This is a genomic window from Gottfriedia acidiceleris (assembly GCF_004138285.1).
Classification (GTDB): Bacteria; Bacillota; Bacilli; order Bacillales; family Bacillaceae_G; genus Gottfriedia; species Gottfriedia acidiceleris_A.
Map to the genome: position 1 here is coordinate 78,919 of NZ_SCFN01000010.1, position 15,657 is coordinate 94,575.

Below are 15,657 nucleotides of genomic sequence, written 5' to 3' on the forward strand. Positions count from 1 at the left end.
ATTATGCAGATTTATTAGAGATTTTTCATTTTCTTTCCAACGTTTCTGCACGAAATCTGCACAAACATATCATACACTACGTGTGAAAAGGGGGGAAACTCTATGAAAAAATATTTAATTGGATCAGTTATTATTGCTAGTGTACTTGTACTTGGAGCATGCTCAAGCTCTAATTTAAAAATGAATGGACATGATATGTCTAATATGAATGAACACGATATGTCAAAAATGGATGATAAAAATGGAAAAGAAGAGGGAGATACAAAATTGGATTTAAAGGGATTAAAAGAGGGTAAACCACTACAAATCATTCGAGGTCCCAAAGTAACCCTTGTAGCAAAGGTTGGAAAGCAAAAGCTTAAAAATGGTGTTGTTGTACCTGTTTGGACATTTAACGGTGCAGCTCCTGGTCCAGAAATTCGTGTTAAAAAAGGTGACAAGGTAAAAATAACCTTAAAGAATGAATTACCAGCACCTGTTTCAATTCATTGGCATGGATACCCAGTACCAAATAATATGGATGGAATTCCTGGTGTAACACAAGACGCAATCGCACCAGGTAAATCTTTTACGTATGAGTTTACTGCAAATGAGGTTGGTACATATTGGTACCATTCTCATCAAGACTCTGTAAATCAATTAGATCGAGGGCTTTACGGCGCATTCGTTGTTGAAGACAATGAAAAAATTGATAAAGATTATACACTTATGTTAGATGAGTGGGTTAGTAATAAGAAAGAGATTGCAGATCAATTAGATGCAATGACAAATCCTTCATCAGAAAAAGCTGATCATTCAATGGATATGTCTGGCGATTCAACAGGTGGGATGATGATGAATCATAGCATGAATGATTATGATGTTTTTACAATTAACGGGAAAAGTGGAAATTTAATTCCGGAATTGAAAGTAAATAAAGGTGACCGTGTAAGATTACGATTAATTAACGCCGGTTATTTAACTCATAAGATTCATCTTCATGGACATGACTTTAAAGTCATCGCGACAGATGGACAAACAATTAATAAACCTAATGATCTTAAAGATCAATTATTAGCGATTGCACCCGGTGAACGTTACGACATAGAATTTACTGCAAATAAAAAGGGTGGGAAATGGTTGATTGAAGAACATGGGACAAAAGACGCTGTTAATGGTATGAAAGCCTTTATTGCATATTCAAATGATGTCAAATCAAATGATGTATCGAATAATTCTATTAGTTTACCTAGTGTAGATTTATCAAATTATGGACAGAAAGGTCTAAGTGACCTTAACTTAAATACAAAATATAATTTAAGCTATTCAATGAGTTTAGGTACTGAGATGGATGGGAATGAAATGAAGTATACGATTAACGGAAAAACCTTCCCGAATATAGAACCATTGAATGTAAAAAAAGGAGATTTAATTAAGGTTACACTAAAAAATACGTCAATGATGGATGATCATCCGATGCACTTACATGGTCATTTTTTCAAAGTGTTAAGTAAAAATGGTAAAGCTTATTCTGGTGCGCCTATCATTAAAGATACGCTAAATTTAAAACCAGGTGAAGAGTATGTTGTAGCTTTCAAAGCAAATAATCCAGGTAATTGGATGTTTCATTGTCATGATCTCCATCATGCCGCAGCTGGAATGGTTTCAGAAGTAAAATATACTGACTTTAAATCAAACTATACCCCTAATCCAGATGCTGGGAATATGCCAGAATAACTAATCGTCTCAAAATAATAGTTTGAGTTGATGAAAAATGATAGAAAAATAGTAAAATACTTACCATTTCTACTTTGTACTTGAGAGATATGTTTAGTAAAGATAAGAAATGTCATGGTCACAGCAATGGGTATAGTAAGTTAGAAAAGCAAATTCGCAACTTTGAGATTCAAAATAAAATCTGCATTAGAGAATTCGAGGGCTTAAAAAGAGAACTAGTATATGAGTGGTATAATTCTATGAATTATAAAAGGAGATCATACTCGGTATAAGTAATTCAGATAATGTGGAGAAAATAACGATTATCAATCAAAATATTTAGTGAAACAGCATATTAATTAATCTATCTTTCAACAACTCAATTATCACTAAAAAAAGCTAAGCATAGTTGCTTAGCTTTATTTCATTGATTTATCATCAAGTCGAAACATATTAATTTTGTTATCGAACAACCAAAATTCTAAGGAGATGTTTCTTTTCTTATCTACATAACCGATAATATCTGCACCTTGCTCTGTGCGAAAATAGTCATTTTCTCCATATGCTTGTACAATAGCCTTCTTTTCATCACCAATTTTTATTCCTTTAGCAGTTTTTAAATTACTGTCAGTTACAATAAATCTTGTAATTTTACCTTTGTTATTTACTGCTACCTCAATTCCATTATTTAGTTTAAAATAATCATAGTTTTCAACATCACGACTTTGTTCCGTTTTCTCCCCGTATTTTTCAGATATTTTCTTACTGTAAAAGTCATCATTTACAAACAGACCATCGACATTCTCATTTGCTAAATTTGTGCTACTTGTAATCAAATGATGATATGAACGGGGAAAGATTTGGTCTAGTGTTAAGGCCGTTAGCAATAGAATAATCCCTATCGAAGCAACAATAATAATAATTCTTTTCATATAACCCCCTTTATAAAATGTATATTATAAGATGATTTTACCATAATTTTCATAATACGCTTTTTAAATTTTGCACTATTTAGTTTCAGTTATCTAAGATAAATAAAGATCATATGGAAGGCATGAGAGGCGCAAAAGCAACAATTGACTCAGCAGAGCGTACGACAGTTTATATGATTGATTTTAAACCAACAGATGGTGGAGAAACAGTAAAAAATCATAAATGGGTAACTGAGTTAGAATTGTCACCAGTAAAATAACAACGTATTGATTTCGAAAAAAGACTCTAATTTCTTATATATAATAAGTGATTAGAGTTTTTTCGTAATATTTGATATTTGGTGCTGCTAATTCTTTTTATAAAGTGGAGTTAATAAAGAACATTAGAAAAATATTAGAATAATATTAGAGATTATCGAGGTTCTCTAATGTATATATTTTCCAAGGGTTGGAAAAATTACCCTGATTTAATTAGACTAGAATAATATTATTTTACAAATTAAATAGTGACATTTGATTGTATTTTTTATGTAGAAACAATAGGAAATCTAGGGTATACAAAAATGACAGAATATTCTTTAATATGTAAATTACACATAATTCTAGTATTGAACTTTTCTTTCGGACAGTTATTATGTGATACCTAGAAGCTAGTACATAATTGATTAGTAAAAATTTTACAAAGGGGAGGAATTACACTGAAAAGAAGAATTATTGTGACATCTGCATTGGCGGGAGCATTGGTATTTTCGGGTGGAGTAGCTTCTGTATTAGCTCATGATGAAATTGGAGGAGGAGTAGAAAAAGGCGATAACCTAGCTGGTGTCGAATTATCTGTCCCATTGATTGAAGGTAGTAAGAATACTGATAATCTCAAGGAAGTGGCTGCTGTTCCATTGAAAGAAATCCGTGAGGGTGTAAAAAACTCAACAGGAGATGTGTATGCTCATAAAGGGTTTGCCTATTTAGGTACTCATCGAGCTAATGGAGGAGCTGGAGGTGTTAGAGTTTTTGATTTGAAGGATCCCACTAACCCTGTTGAAGTTTCAGCCTTTGCTGATATCGCAGGTACTTGGCAAGAAAAAGTGATTGTCAAATCGGTGAACACTAAAAGCTTTAAAGGAGATTTAGCTGCTGTAAGTGTTCAAAAGATGGATCAAAATGATCCAAATTCAAAGGGCGGTTTTGTACTTTATGATGTAACAAATCCCCGTGAACCTAAAAAGCTCGGTTTTTGGGAATCCTCTTCTTCTGGAGCAAGGGGTACCCATGAACTATATTTAACTGAACAAGGTGATAATCTTTATGTATTAACAGCGGATTGCTATGCCGACTATTACTCACATGGCAAAAAAAGGGATGTATCTATTGTTGATGTATCAAATCCTACTAATCCAAATACGATATTTGAGTTTAATCCACGTGACTATATTTCAGAAGTAACTGCTGAAAATTATGATGGTTACAATTGGACAGATGAAGAAGGAGTAAAGCGTGTTGCATTTGCTCATAGTGTAAAAACAGATGAAACAGGAAAAACAGCGTTCCTTTCTTATTGGGATTTAGGAACCATTATTTTAGATATAAGTGATGCAAAAAAACCTGTATATCTCGGAAGAACAGACTTTGCTTCTAATGTACAAGGAGCAGCTCATTCCATGGATCTTGCTAAAGGCGGAACTGTACTAGTTGAGACTAGAGAAGTATTCGGTCCAACAAGAGAAGGATTCGAATCTGCTTATGGATATACAATGATTTATGATATTAAAGATAAAACAAAACCTAAGCTATTAAGCACATTTAGGACTGATTTTACAGAAACAATTCCTAATGGGGCTACTGTTCATGATCCAAAGGTGCATGGTAATACATTGTATCTTTCGCATTATTCTGGTGGAGTAAGAACAGTTGATATCACCGACCCAGCATCACCACGACAAACAGGAGTGTATATCCCAAGCAGAGCAAATATTTGGGGAGTTTTTGTAGACCGGAACTATATTTTGGCTTCTGACATAGGATCAGGCTTAAAGGTTTTGCAAAAAAATGGAGGTCAATCATCTCCAGCAGTAGAGTTTTAAAAAAGGATTTTTCATCATTTTAGATGCATTACTAAAGGCTGTCTATTTAGACAGCCTTTTATTATTTCCGAAATCACCAGTTAATTTTAATAGAGCTATTTTTTAATAAACTAAGTAAAAAAGCGCATAGGATTAAAATAAACCAGGTAATCAAGATTAAAAAAGAAAATCTCTTATTGTTGGGAGGTTTATAGAAGCCATACATAGTACATTATCCTCTCATATCTGGATTACGGGAAAATATGATGAATTTAATTTTATTAATGTTTCACGATTTCTAGCCATTCTTTTCCAAAATTGTTTGAAGAATAAACATTACTTTCCATCGTAGCAATCGAAATGTTATTTGAATTTTTTTGATCAATGGCAATATACATAATCATATTTTTAGCATTTAAATAAGGAATCGGTATACTTCTTGTATTCTTTGACGAGAAGTCTAATTCTTCAAGGTACGATTGGTTATCTTTAATATAACTATAAATTATGCTGTCCTTTAATAGGACTGATGACGTTATATTTAAGGTAGGTGTGATACGACTAAAACTTTCTCCACCATTAGTTGAATAATAAATTCCTTCTTGAGAGTTCATTGCAATTTCATTAGGATCATCTGGGTGAATAGAAAAAGATGTTAAAGTATCAGGTAGCCCAGAGCCCTTTACATTTTTCCAAGACTTTCCTAAATCATTACTGAAGTAAAATCCTGTACCTAACTTAGAGTTTTTTTCTTCATTGTATAAAAATATAGCTTTACTATTGTATCCGACTGATAAATTATGAAAGTCAGTTTCTCCATAAAAACCTATTTTTTCAAGTGTTTTATTACCATCTAAACTACGTACGATTCCAAATGGATTTTTGAGATTACTTTTTGGATCAGGATGTCCACTTGAATAAAATCCATCAGAGGTAGCCTGAAACCCCATATAATCATTTAGGTTTTTACTAGTTGTATACCACTTTCCATCTGAATAAATGTTTAATCCAGAATGAGTTGCAATTGTAAGTCCTTTTATATTTCCAACGTATCCAATACCGTGGATATGCTCGATTTTTACATCATTTAATTTCTTATAAAATGAATCATTTAAAGAAATTTGCTCCACTTTACTTGTATGATCTGAAGCTTTTTTTAGGTTATTTGATTTTTCAACAGGATTATTATTTGTACATGCACTTGTTAAAAGGAATGATGATAATAATGCAGCAGATAGATAAATTTTTTTCATTGAAATTCTCCTCTATATAGTAAGACTAGTGTACTTAATAAATGTGCAGATTTAGTGCATTTTTTTATAAATAGAAGCAAAATTATTTCTTTTTCTTTTTGAAAAAGAAAAAAATAAGCCAAAGAAACGAACAAACTGAGATCAGTATAGGAAAATTAGCTATTTTTAAGAGAGTATTCATTGAATATACCTCAAGTACTAAAGATGGAATTTTCCCAATACTACTTGCGAAAAAGAAGTTAATAAAATTAACTGAACCAATTGCAGCTAGTAAAGTTACTACACTTGATGGGATAAAAGGTAGAATGCGCAAAAGTAAGATTAGAATAAATGATTTTAAATTATTCTTTAACTGATAAGCCTGGATAAAATTAGGAATCTTTTTCATTTCTTCAAGCTTTATAAAGCCTTTACGATAAAGCAAAAACGAAACGGCTGCCCCGATTGATTCTCCAATAAAACCAATTATTATACTTCCAATAAATCCGAAAAGACTAATATTAATAGTTGTTAAAAACGCACTTGGTATGATACCGATGATCCTAATAAAGATGTTAAGTAAAATACTAAAAGCGATTGAAAGAAAAATAGATGATCAGAAAGAAAATTTATAATTGTTTCCATTAATACTCCTAAGGTTATTAGTAAAGAAATAATTTCTCGTTTTATAGAGTATATCAAAACTTAATTAAATTTTTGTTTACAAACAAAAAATTTGGAACTAAAATGAAAGTGCAACATACCATAGTAGGGTATAGTATATGAAGCTTGATTTTTGGTTTTTAGAAGTAAATTATTATTTTCGAATCTAAATGAAATAATATGACAATACTGGACTTTAAAAATAAAATTGTCTATTCAGGGGGTGAGACAGAATGGAGAAGACTAAAAAAATAACAATTGCAGTTAACGGTGGAATTAGCTTTGGAGCAAAGTTAAACGCAAAACAACTAGTAACAATTGCTAAGCATATAGGGGAAGAAGAACTAGAATTAACTACTTTTCAACAATTATATATAGATGTACCGGAAGAACGACAGCATGAAATTATTAATGAATTTATTAGTGTAGGCTTACATTGTTATCCAGTAGGAGATGTAGTAAAGAGCTTAAGAACTTGTAATTTTTGTAAGGGTGAATTAGAAGAAGGTATGCCAGTCGCCAAAGAACTGAATAATCGGATAGCTGGGAAAGAAGTTCCTTTTACAGTTCGTGCTGCTTACACAGGTTGCCCTGTGGGATGTGGTGAGCCATTGATGAATGACATTGGTATTATGAAAGTTAACGATCACTATAATTTCTATATTGGTGGGAAATCTAAAGGAAAAGATGCTGAAGTAGCGCAGATACTATACGAGAGGTTAGAACCTGATCAATTATATTATTATATAGAGAGGTTCCTTGATGTTTATAAACATGAAGGAAAGAAAAGAGAAACAGTTAATAAGTTTATTAAAAGAATCGGTATTGAAGAATTAAAAATTAAAATCGGTTAAATATTTGAAATTATGTAATATCCTCTTTATTAAAAAATAGGTTATATTAGAAATAAAATAAGAGGGGATGAAAGAATGTCATTAAATAATGAAAACTCAAAAGTAAATGAGGAGTGTTGCACAACAGATGAAAGAAAAAGTCACCACTCTGAAAAAACAAAACAAAATTTAGTGGCAAGGCTTAACCGAATCGAAGGGCAAGTTAGAGGGATTAAGGGATTAATTGATAAAGATACCTATTGTGATGATATAATCACTCAAATTGCTGCTACACAAGCAGCGTTAAATAGTGTAGCAAAAATATTACTTGAGGGTCACATGAAAAGTTGTGTACTTGAAAGAATACAAGAAGGCGATACAGCTGTTTTAGATGAAGTATTAGTGACATTTCAAAAATTAATGAAAAAATAAGGAGAGTCCAAAATGGTTATTGAAAAAACAATCTTACATGTTGAAGGAATGTCTTGTGGACATTGTATAAAAGCAATAGAAGCTAGTGTAGGTGAATTAAAAGGTGTTAAATTTGTAAAAGTAAGTTTAGAATTTGGAACTGTTGAAGTAGAGTTTAACACGAATGAGATAACAATTGCTAAAATCAAAGAAACAATTGATGATCAAGGCTATGATGTAAAATAATATTGAAAAAGAACGTGCTAAATAGGGCACGATTTCTTTTAAATAAAAATATACCCCTAATGGGTATGTGGAGGTTTTAGAATGACTGAAAAATTCAAAGAAACCAATTATCAAATTACAGGAATGACATGCGCAGCTTGCGCACTTCGAATAGAAAAAGGATTAAATAAATTAGAGGGGGTTGAAGAAGCTAATGTAAACTTGGCAGTAGAAAAGGCATCGATAAAATACAATCCCGCGAGTATTAACATCGAATCGATTCAAAAAAAAATCAAGGATCTTGGTTATGATGTAGTCACAGAAAAAGTTGAATTTGATATCGTCGGTATGACGTGTGCAGCCTGTGCGACTAGAATAGAAAAAGGATTATCAAAACTTGAAGGTGTAATACAATCTAATGTAAATCTAGCTCTTGAAAAAGCAACGATCGAATATAATCCAGAACTTGTTAAGCCATCAGATATGATTAATAAGGTTGATAAGTTAGGGTATAAAGCTTCTATTAAAAGTGAAGATAATCAAAAGGAAGCAGTAGATCATCGTGAAAAGGAAATCGAAACCCAAAAGGGAAAATTAATGTTTTCAATTATATTATCGATTCCTTTATTGTGGTCAATGGTAGGACATTTTAATTTTACTAGTTTTATATATTTGCCTGAAATGTTTATGAATCCATGGATACAACTTGCATTAGCTGCACCTGTTCAATTTGTGATTGGCAAACAGTTTTATATAGGTGCTTATAAAGCGTTAAAAAATAAAAGTGCTAACATGGATGTACTAGTTGCACTTGGTACTTCTGCAGCTTTTTTCTACAGTCTGTATATTACCATCAAATCAATTGGTAGTAATCAACATATGTTAAGTCTATATTTTGAAACAAGTGCGATATTAATTACTCTAATTATTTTAGGTAAACTATTTGAAGCGAAAGCAAAAGGTAGATCGTCAGAAGCGATTAAAAAATTAATGGGCCTTCAAGCAAAAACGACAATTGTATTACGTGAAGGTGAAGAAATAGAAATTCCGCTAGAGGAAGTTGTTGTTGGAGATATTGTCTATGTTAAACCAGGTGAAAAAGTACCAGTTGATGGGGAAGTTATTGATGGGCGATCTGCCATTGATGAATCTATGCTTACTGGTGAGAGCGTACCAGTTGATAAATCAATCGGTGACTTTGTAATAGGTGCTACGATAAATAAAAATGGATTCTTAAAAATTAAAGCAACAAAGGTTGGAAAAGACACAGCTCTAGCTCAGATTGTAAAGGTAGTTGAAGAAGCACAAGGATCGAAAGCTCCTATTCAGCGGTTAGCAGACACAATTTCAGGTATATTTGTTCCTATCGTTGTTGGAATTGCGGTTGTTACGTTTCTTAATTGGTTCATTTGGGTGACACCAGGAGATTTTGCTGAAGCATTAGAAAAATTAATTGCCGTATTAGTTATTGCATGTCCATGTGCATTAGGATTAGCTACTCCAACATCAATTATGGCAGGCTCAGGTCGTTCAGCAGAATATGGAATCTTATTTAAAGGTGGAGAACATCTAGAAACAACACATCGCATTACAACTGTTGTTTTGGATAAAACAGGTACTGTAACACATGGTACACCAGTTCTTACTGATATCATTGTTTCAGAGGAAATAAACGAAACAGAATTTTTAACAATAGTAGGTACTGCGGAGTTCTCATCAGAACATCCTTTAGCAGTATCGATCGTAGAAGGCATCAAAGAAAAGGGGATTACACTTAAAAATAATTCAGAATTTGAAGCAATTCCTGGATATGGTGTAAAAGCAATAGTAGAAGAAAATGAAGTTCTTGTAGGAACAAAAAAATTGCTTGAACAAAACTACATTGAAGTCCCAAATGAAGCGTTAACTAAAAAAGACAATTTTGAGCAAGAGGGAAAAACAGCTATGCTCGTAGCTATTAACAAGAAATACGCAGGGCTAATTGCAGTTGCAGATACAATTAAAGCCACTTCCAAAGAGGCTATTAAACGATTACAAGAACTTGGACTTGAAGTAATCATGATGACAGGAGATAATCAGCAAACAGCAATGGCAATAGCAAAAGAAGCTGGAATTACAAATGTAATTGCGGAAGTATTACCAGAGGGTAAAGCAGACGAAGTGAAAAAATTACAAGAGCAAGGAAAAAAGGTTGCAATGGTTGGAGATGGAATTAATGATGCTCCAGCATTAGCAGTATCAGATATTGGGATGGCCATTGGTACAGGAACAGATGTTGCAATGGAAGCAGCGGATATTACCTTAATTCGTGGAGATCTAAATAGCATTGCAGATGCAGTATATATGAGTAAGAAAACAATTAGTAACATTAAGCAAAACTTATTCTGGGCATTTGCATACAATACACTTGGTATTCCTTTAGCAGCTATGGGACTTCTTGCGCCTTGGTTGGCGGGTGCTGCAATGGCATTTAGTTCAGTATCAGTTGTACTAAATGCACTTCGATTACAAAGAATCAAGTTATAAGGGAGATTCAATATGAAAAAATGGGCTATTTCAGCTATTGTTTACTTGTTGGTTTTAATAGGAGGATACTCTATCTACACCAATTATTTTCAATCTAAGGATATGGACCATAATGCAGTGATCGGTCAAAATCAAAATGGTCACAGTATGCACGGCGGAAAAGAAGGAACAGAAAATCAGGATAATACCAAGGTGGATTTTAAATTTTTAGAAACACCTCAAAGTGGTAAAAAATCAACTTTAAGTATTATGGTTAAGAATAATGAAGGAAAACCAGTTAAGGATTTTGAATATGAGCACGAGAAATTAATGCATTTGATAATAATAAGTAAAGATTTATCGTTTTTCGAACATATTCATCCGGAATATAAGGGGGATGGGAAATTTGAAATTTCACCTAATTTCCCATCAGGTGGCGAATATAAATTGTATGCAGATTTTGTACCAAAAGGTGTATAATTTCCTCCTACCAATAAGAAAAATTTCACTTAAGCTAGTACTTAAAAAAAAACTGACTCAAAAAGTCGTCATTTCAACGGATCTTTTGAGTCAGCCTCTTTCAAGAAGAATGTTTTTGATAAACAACTTGATTCTAATTATTATTATTTCAAATCATTTTTTACATCACGGTTGGTATTTTGGAAGTCACCTACAAAAGGCATCCCGGAAATATAGCCTACTCCACCAGTGCGATCTATTCCTATTTCTTTTTCCATCGCCTGTTTTAATGCAGTTTTATCGACTGCAGTAATATTCTTCCCTTCTAATTCATCCCCTGGATGTTGGAAGTTACTCATAATGTAAGAGAATCCGTTACGGTCATCGGCCGCAAACAAACCAGTTGATTCAGCTCCAGCTGGGACTGATAAAATTCTAGATAGCTCCTTTGTATCTACGTTATAAGCCCAGACAAAGTTATTGGTATGCATTGTGCTGTCTTCACCGATAAATAATGTTCTTAATGATTCAGAATAACTTAGATTATCAGTATTAGCTACTGAATTGACATCAGCAGTGTTTCCATATGCATCTGCTGATGGCATATCCTTACCAACAATTAACCCAGACATTTTAGCAGCGATATACATACTATTAATCTTTTCACCTATACTATCTTTTTGGTTGTCTGTTAAATCCAATTGATACGTAACACCTGATTTAATTTTTGGAAGTTTGATATCATCTACTTGATCCGTAGCATTTGCAACCATTCCATTGCTTTGATCGGAAAACGCAATGTAAACCTTTTTATCTTTCTCGTTTAAAGTTACACCTTCCATTTTATTAAATTCAGAAGTCGCACCAAGCATTGCTGCATATCGACGTGATTCTAAGAATGCAGCAGCTTTTTCCATGCCAGGCTTCAATTTTAAATATTCAGTTTTACCGTACGAATATTGCTTGATGGCTTTAAAGCCTTCTTTTGGAACATCGGATGTTTCGAACATATCGCTGAACTTGATACCGCTGTCGATGATTTGTTTGATTTCTTTATCGGTCGAATGGCCAAGTTTTATCCATTCTAAGTTACCCGCTCCGCCATTATCAGTACCAGTTTGGTGGAATTTTGCGGCATAAAGCGTACCTGCAGTAAGATCCTTCGCTTTATCGGCTACATACATGAACAACGTTGTATAAGTACCGTCATCACCAAAGAAAGCAGTCCGGTTATCAGGCATCATCTTCATTAATTCATGTGAGAAACGACCAATGCTGTAATGTTTGGAAACAGAAGCTTCCTCTTCTTTGTTGACACTAATTTCAGGAATAAATCCATAAAAATAAGGGTTCGCCTTTGATTTATCACCGAAATAAAGCTTAGCAAAGCTTTCAACCGAAGATCTTGCTGAAGAGTTTAGATCTTGCTCAAAACTGCGGGCATCCGGCTCATACTCTTCTGAACCTAGATGAGTATTCCATGGCGAAAGGGAACCATTACATGGAATCCAAAGCCCATTTACTCCTGAAAAATCAATTTTCTTCACCGATTTAGGTGTCAATTCACCCGTTTGCTTATCTTGTTGAAGTGTAGATAATGACATGGATGCAGGAACGATACCATATGCTGAATTACCAGCCGCATCGATTGTTTGATATTCATAATGGGTTACCATGAATAGTTTTCCGTCAATTGGCTTCAATAAACTGTTTGAATCCGGGGCATCTGATACATAATATGTAGGTTTGCTTTCAATACTCATATCCATTATTGGGTCACCATTCACATCAATTGGTGTGCCTGCTGGAATCAACTTTCCTTTGTTCATTGCTACGTTGTCTTCAGATTTAAATAGTCTCTTATAAGAAAGTGGAAAATTCTTCACTTCACCACTGCTATATTTCACTTCCATTGATGCGTTCGTATAGGTTTGAACCATTTTATCAATCGTTTTTGGTGCTTCCATTCCAATAAATCTTACAGAATCAATTGTTACATGACCATTTCCTGATACAGCAGCATGTGTCAAAGCTGGAATGGATATGGATAATCCTAGTGCAAGCACAGACACCTTTTTAATAAAATGTTTTTTATTCATTGTTCTCCTCCTGGCAAATTGATTTTCTTCCACAACTCTATTAAATCAAATGAACATTAAACTAGGGTTTCCCTTCTGGTTAAAGATTTGTAAAACTAGTTTAAGTCCTTGTAAAGTTATCGAAGGACAAATTAATCTTTTCACACCATAAGTCGAAACATGTCAAACAACAAAAAGTTAAAAAATATCCATGGAGAAAAAGAGCAATATAATGTTCGAGCACAATCAATCGATATTATTATGATTGTTATAAACGTTGAAACTCACCAACATCTCATGTATTGTCAATTACAAACTAAACATATAGTCTGGATAGTAATAATTAGGCTATCCACTTTTTTCTAAACTCTTTATAATATAAGTCCATTCAAAATAGGTTGGTAAAATTATTTAATAGCTAAACAAATTGAAATTTCTCATTGAACTAACTTAGATTAGTTCAATAAAATTGTGAAAGGACTGTCAAAATTAAGTAAGTCCTTTTTCAGTTATTAAATTCAAGGATTTTACTATTACAGAGCCTTGATAAGAGAAAGACAGTGTGAAAAATTTATTCTTACTTATTTCATTCATCCAAATACGTTTTTTCGTTTATTTTTAAATGTAGGATCGTAATTTATATTTTTACTATGATCTACTAGCGCTTCGCTTAATCGAAGCAGATATACAAGGTAGTCATATTTCTCCATGTAATCATCTAGGTATTTTGATATCAAAGTGTTTAATTAATGGTGAAATTCTATGATCTCTTCAACTTCATATTTGTGCAATTCACCCTACCTCATAATAAAGCGTTACTTTTTGATTGCACAGAAATTGCACAGACTTAATAGAAACAATAGAATTAAAAGACTTACAATGAATAAATTTGCAGCGAACGCTTGATTTACTGGACTCTATTGACCTAAAATATTCATAAATACTGAATTATACTCGTACTCTGTAATTGACAGGGTAGGGGTCGCTGGTTCAAGTCCAGTTGGGAACAAACCTAAACCTCTTATATCAAGAGGTTTTTTGTTTTATAACACAACTTTAATTTGAATGAAACAAACCTAATGGGGCAGATGTGGGGCAGAAAATAATTTTTTACTGTTTTTGTTTCATGAATTTGGTTTTGAAAATTTTATTATAAAAATTTTAGTTATTTTTGTCAGTAGTTAACCTATTCATCTTCTTCAACTTTTACGTCCACAAATAAAATTTTATAATTTACTTTAAAATTTACAAAAATAAATATTGATTTTTTTATTGAATAATGTGGTTCCTTTACATATTTTTTACCGTATAAGATGGGAACAATGATAATAAATTTTTGAGATAAATTATAAATTTGTTAAAAAGTATGTATGTCCCCTAGTTTTTCTTTTGATAAATAGAATTTAATTCAAATATCCTTGCCAACTAAGGAAATTAAATTCGATTGGGGATAATTTTGATGACAAATTATAAGATAGATTTAAAGTTAATAAATGGAGATGCTTATTCAGAAATTAATAAGATTGCTAGTAATTCAGTTCATTTAATTTGCACAGATCCGCCATATTTTATATCTAGAAAGACAAACTTTAGTAAAGGAGGTGGTGATCAAAAAAAATTTGGATCCATTTCAATGGAGTTTGGGGAGTGGGATTTAGAAGAAAATAGAATAAATTGGTTTAATCTTTTACAAGAATTTAAGAGAGTACTAGTTCCGGGTGGTACAATGATAATTTTTTATGATATTTTCAAAATGAGTGATATAAGGCTTAACGCTGAAAAATTGAAGTTAAAGCAACCAAGAATTGGAATTTGGGAAAAAACAAATCCTGTCCCAATTAATGCAAAAGTAAATTATTTATCTAATTCCAGAGAGTATTTTATTTCCTATACTAAGGGCAAGAAAAGAACGTTTAATGCCTATTATGATAAGGCTTATTTTGAAGCACCAATTGTAAGTGGAAAAGTTAGATTTCACCCTTGTCAAAAGCCTGTTACTCTACTAGAAAAAATTATCTCCACTCATACTAATGAAAGTGAAACAGTTTTAGATTGTTTTATGGGACCCGGATCCACGGGACAAGCTGCTATAAATCTAAAACGTAATTTTATTGGGATTGAATTAGATAGTATATATTTTAACAAAGCTTCCAATGTTTTGAACAAGGCAACAAAAAGTTGAAACTATTTCTTAAAAAATGGTAAGCATTTGAAATATCACAATATAGCAATAAAAAGCTTTTTGTTTTAATAATAATTTAACCTCTCTAAAAAAGTTTAATAAAGAAATAAGCTATACTTTGTCTTATATCTAATGGCTTTGCATAAGTCAATTTGAAGATTTATTGCTATGAGTTGAAAAATACATTTGTATAAATCTTGTAAGCTCCAAACAAAAAGTAATTTTAAGCCAAATGGACCGATTTGTTTTGGTAGATTGATATTTTCCCTTTATAGTAGACATGATAAAAAGCCTATCTCATAAAATGGATTGGCAGTCTACTATTGGGGGATTTTATTTTACCATCAAGGGAATAAAATTTAATCACTAATCAACTGAACTA

12 protein-coding genes and 1 pseudogene are annotated in these 15,657 nt (G+C 32.4%); 9 read left to right on the forward strand and 4 right to left on the reverse strand.

Features of this window, described 5'->3' with window-relative positions; translation table 11 throughout:
• Positions 1–102 precede the first annotated feature (102 nt).
• On the forward strand, positions 103–1,716 hold the full coding sequence (locus EP747_RS15505) for a multicopper oxidase family protein (RefSeq protein WP_129691034.1): 1,614 nt from the start codon (positions 103–105) through the stop codon (positions 1,714–1,716).
• A 398-nt stretch (positions 1,717–2,114) separates the two neighbouring features.
• Here EP747_RS15505 and EP747_RS15510 read toward each other — a convergent pair whose 3' ends face one another.
• On the reverse strand, positions 2,115–2,627 hold the full coding sequence (locus EP747_RS15510) for a DUF1131 family protein (protein ID WP_129691035.1): 513 nt from the start codon (positions 2,625–2,627) through the stop codon (positions 2,115–2,117).
• A 98-nt stretch (positions 2,628–2,725) separates the two neighbouring features.
• Here EP747_RS15510 and EP747_RS15515 point away from each other — a divergent pair.
• Together EP747_RS15515 and EP747_RS15520 are read left to right on the forward strand one after the other, a co-directional pair.
• A pseudogene (locus EP747_RS15515) lies at positions 2,726–2,887 on the forward strand (YdhK family protein); the annotation flags it as partial.
• Between the two features lie 456 nt (positions 2,888–3,343).
• On the forward strand, positions 3,344–4,708 hold the full coding sequence (locus tag EP747_RS15520; RefSeq protein ID WP_419179316.1) for an LVIVD repeat-containing protein: 1,365 nt from the start codon (positions 3,344–3,346) through the stop codon (positions 4,706–4,708).
• Positions 4,709–4,968: 260 nt separating this feature from the next.
• Here EP747_RS15520 and EP747_RS15525 read toward each other — a convergent pair whose 3' ends face one another.
• Both EP747_RS15525 and EP747_RS15530 read right to left on the reverse strand, forming a co-directional pair.
• Positions 4,969–5,940: a F510_1955 family glycosylhydrolase gene (locus EP747_RS15525; RefSeq protein ID WP_129691037.1), complete on the reverse strand. Its 972-nt coding sequence runs from the start codon at positions 5,938–5,940 to the stop codon at positions 4,969–4,971.
• Between the two features lie 82 nt (positions 5,941–6,022).
• Positions 6,023–6,529 carry a VTT domain-containing protein gene (locus tag EP747_RS15530; RefSeq protein WP_129691038.1) on the reverse strand — a complete coding sequence of 169 codons (507 nt, stop codon included), beginning with the start codon at positions 6,527–6,529 and terminating at the stop codon, positions 6,023–6,025.
• 286 nt (positions 6,530–6,815) lie between these two features.
• Between EP747_RS15530 and EP747_RS15535 the strand changes: the two genes are divergently transcribed.
• The 5 genes from EP747_RS15535 (at position 6,816) to EP747_RS15555 (ending at position 11,036) form a co-directional block, all read left to right on the forward strand.
• A complete protein-coding gene (locus EP747_RS15535) occupies positions 6,816–7,436 on the forward strand; it encodes a nitrite reductase (RefSeq protein WP_098234533.1) in 621 nt (206 codons plus the stop codon).
• A 75-nt stretch (positions 7,437–7,511) separates the two neighbouring features.
• Positions 7,512–7,847: a metal-sensitive transcriptional regulator gene (locus EP747_RS15540; protein WP_129691039.1), complete on the forward strand. Its 336-nt coding sequence runs from the start codon at positions 7,512–7,514 to the stop codon at positions 7,845–7,847.
• Between the two features lie 18 nt (positions 7,848–7,865).
• On the forward strand, positions 7,866–8,072 hold the full coding sequence (gene copZ / locus EP747_RS15545) for a copper chaperone CopZ (RefSeq protein ID WP_129691160.1): 207 nt from the start codon (positions 7,866–7,868) through the stop codon (positions 8,070–8,072).
• An 81-nt stretch (positions 8,073–8,153) separates the two neighbouring features.
• A complete protein-coding gene (locus tag EP747_RS15550) occupies positions 8,154–10,577 on the forward strand; it encodes a heavy metal translocating P-type ATPase (protein ID WP_129691040.1) in 2,424 nt (807 codons plus the stop codon).
• Between the two features lie 12 nt (positions 10,578–10,589).
• Complete coding sequence (locus EP747_RS15555) at positions 10,590–11,036, forward strand: hypothetical protein (RefSeq protein ID WP_129691041.1); 447 nt, start codon at positions 10,590–10,592, stop codon at positions 11,034–11,036.
• Positions 11,037–11,179: 143 nt separating this feature from the next.
• On the opposite strand, the gene EP747_RS15560 is transcribed toward EP747_RS15555, so the two are convergent.
• Complete coding sequence (locus tag EP747_RS15560; protein ID WP_129691042.1) at positions 11,180–13,114, reverse strand: PhoX family protein; 1,935 nt, start codon at positions 13,112–13,114, stop codon at positions 11,180–11,182.
• A 1,438-nt stretch (positions 13,115–14,552) separates the two neighbouring features.
• Between EP747_RS15560 and EP747_RS15565 the strand changes: the two genes are divergently transcribed.
• Positions 14,553–15,275 carry a DNA-methyltransferase gene (locus EP747_RS15565; protein WP_129691043.1) on the forward strand — a complete coding sequence of 241 codons (723 nt, stop codon included), beginning with the start codon at positions 14,553–14,555 and terminating at the stop codon, positions 15,273–15,275.
• Positions 15,276–15,657 lie beyond the last annotated feature (382 nt).

Coding starts and splice junctions, on each gene's coding strand:
- EP747_RS15505 (WP_129691034.1), top strand. CDS start 103: ATGAAAAAATATTTAATTGGATCAGTTATTATTGCTAGTGTACTTGTA.
- EP747_RS15510 (WP_129691035.1), bottom strand. CDS start 2,627: ATGAAAAGAATTATTATTATTGTTGCTTCGATAGGGATTATTCTATTG.
- EP747_RS15525 (WP_129691037.1), bottom strand. CDS start 5,940: ATGAAAAAAATTTATCTATCTGCTGCATTATTATCATCATTCCTTTTA.
- EP747_RS15535 (WP_098234533.1), top strand. CDS start 6,816: ATGGAGAAGACTAAAAAAATAACAATTGCAGTTAACGGTGGAATTAGC.
- EP747_RS15540 (WP_129691039.1), top strand. CDS start 7,512: ATGTCATTAAATAATGAAAACTCAAAAGTAAATGAGGAGTGTTGCACA.
- EP747_RS15550 (WP_129691040.1), top strand. CDS start 8,154: ATGACTGAAAAATTCAAAGAAACCAATTATCAAATTACAGGAATGACA.
- EP747_RS15555 (WP_129691041.1), top strand. CDS start 10,590: ATGAAAAAATGGGCTATTTCAGCTATTGTTTACTTGTTGGTTTTAATA.
- EP747_RS15560 (WP_129691042.1), bottom strand. CDS start 13,114: ATGAATAAAAAACATTTTATTAAAAAGGTGTCTGTGCTTGCACTAGGA.
- EP747_RS15565 (WP_129691043.1), top strand. CDS start 14,553: ATGACAAATTATAAGATAGATTTAAAGTTAATAAATGGAGATGCTTAT.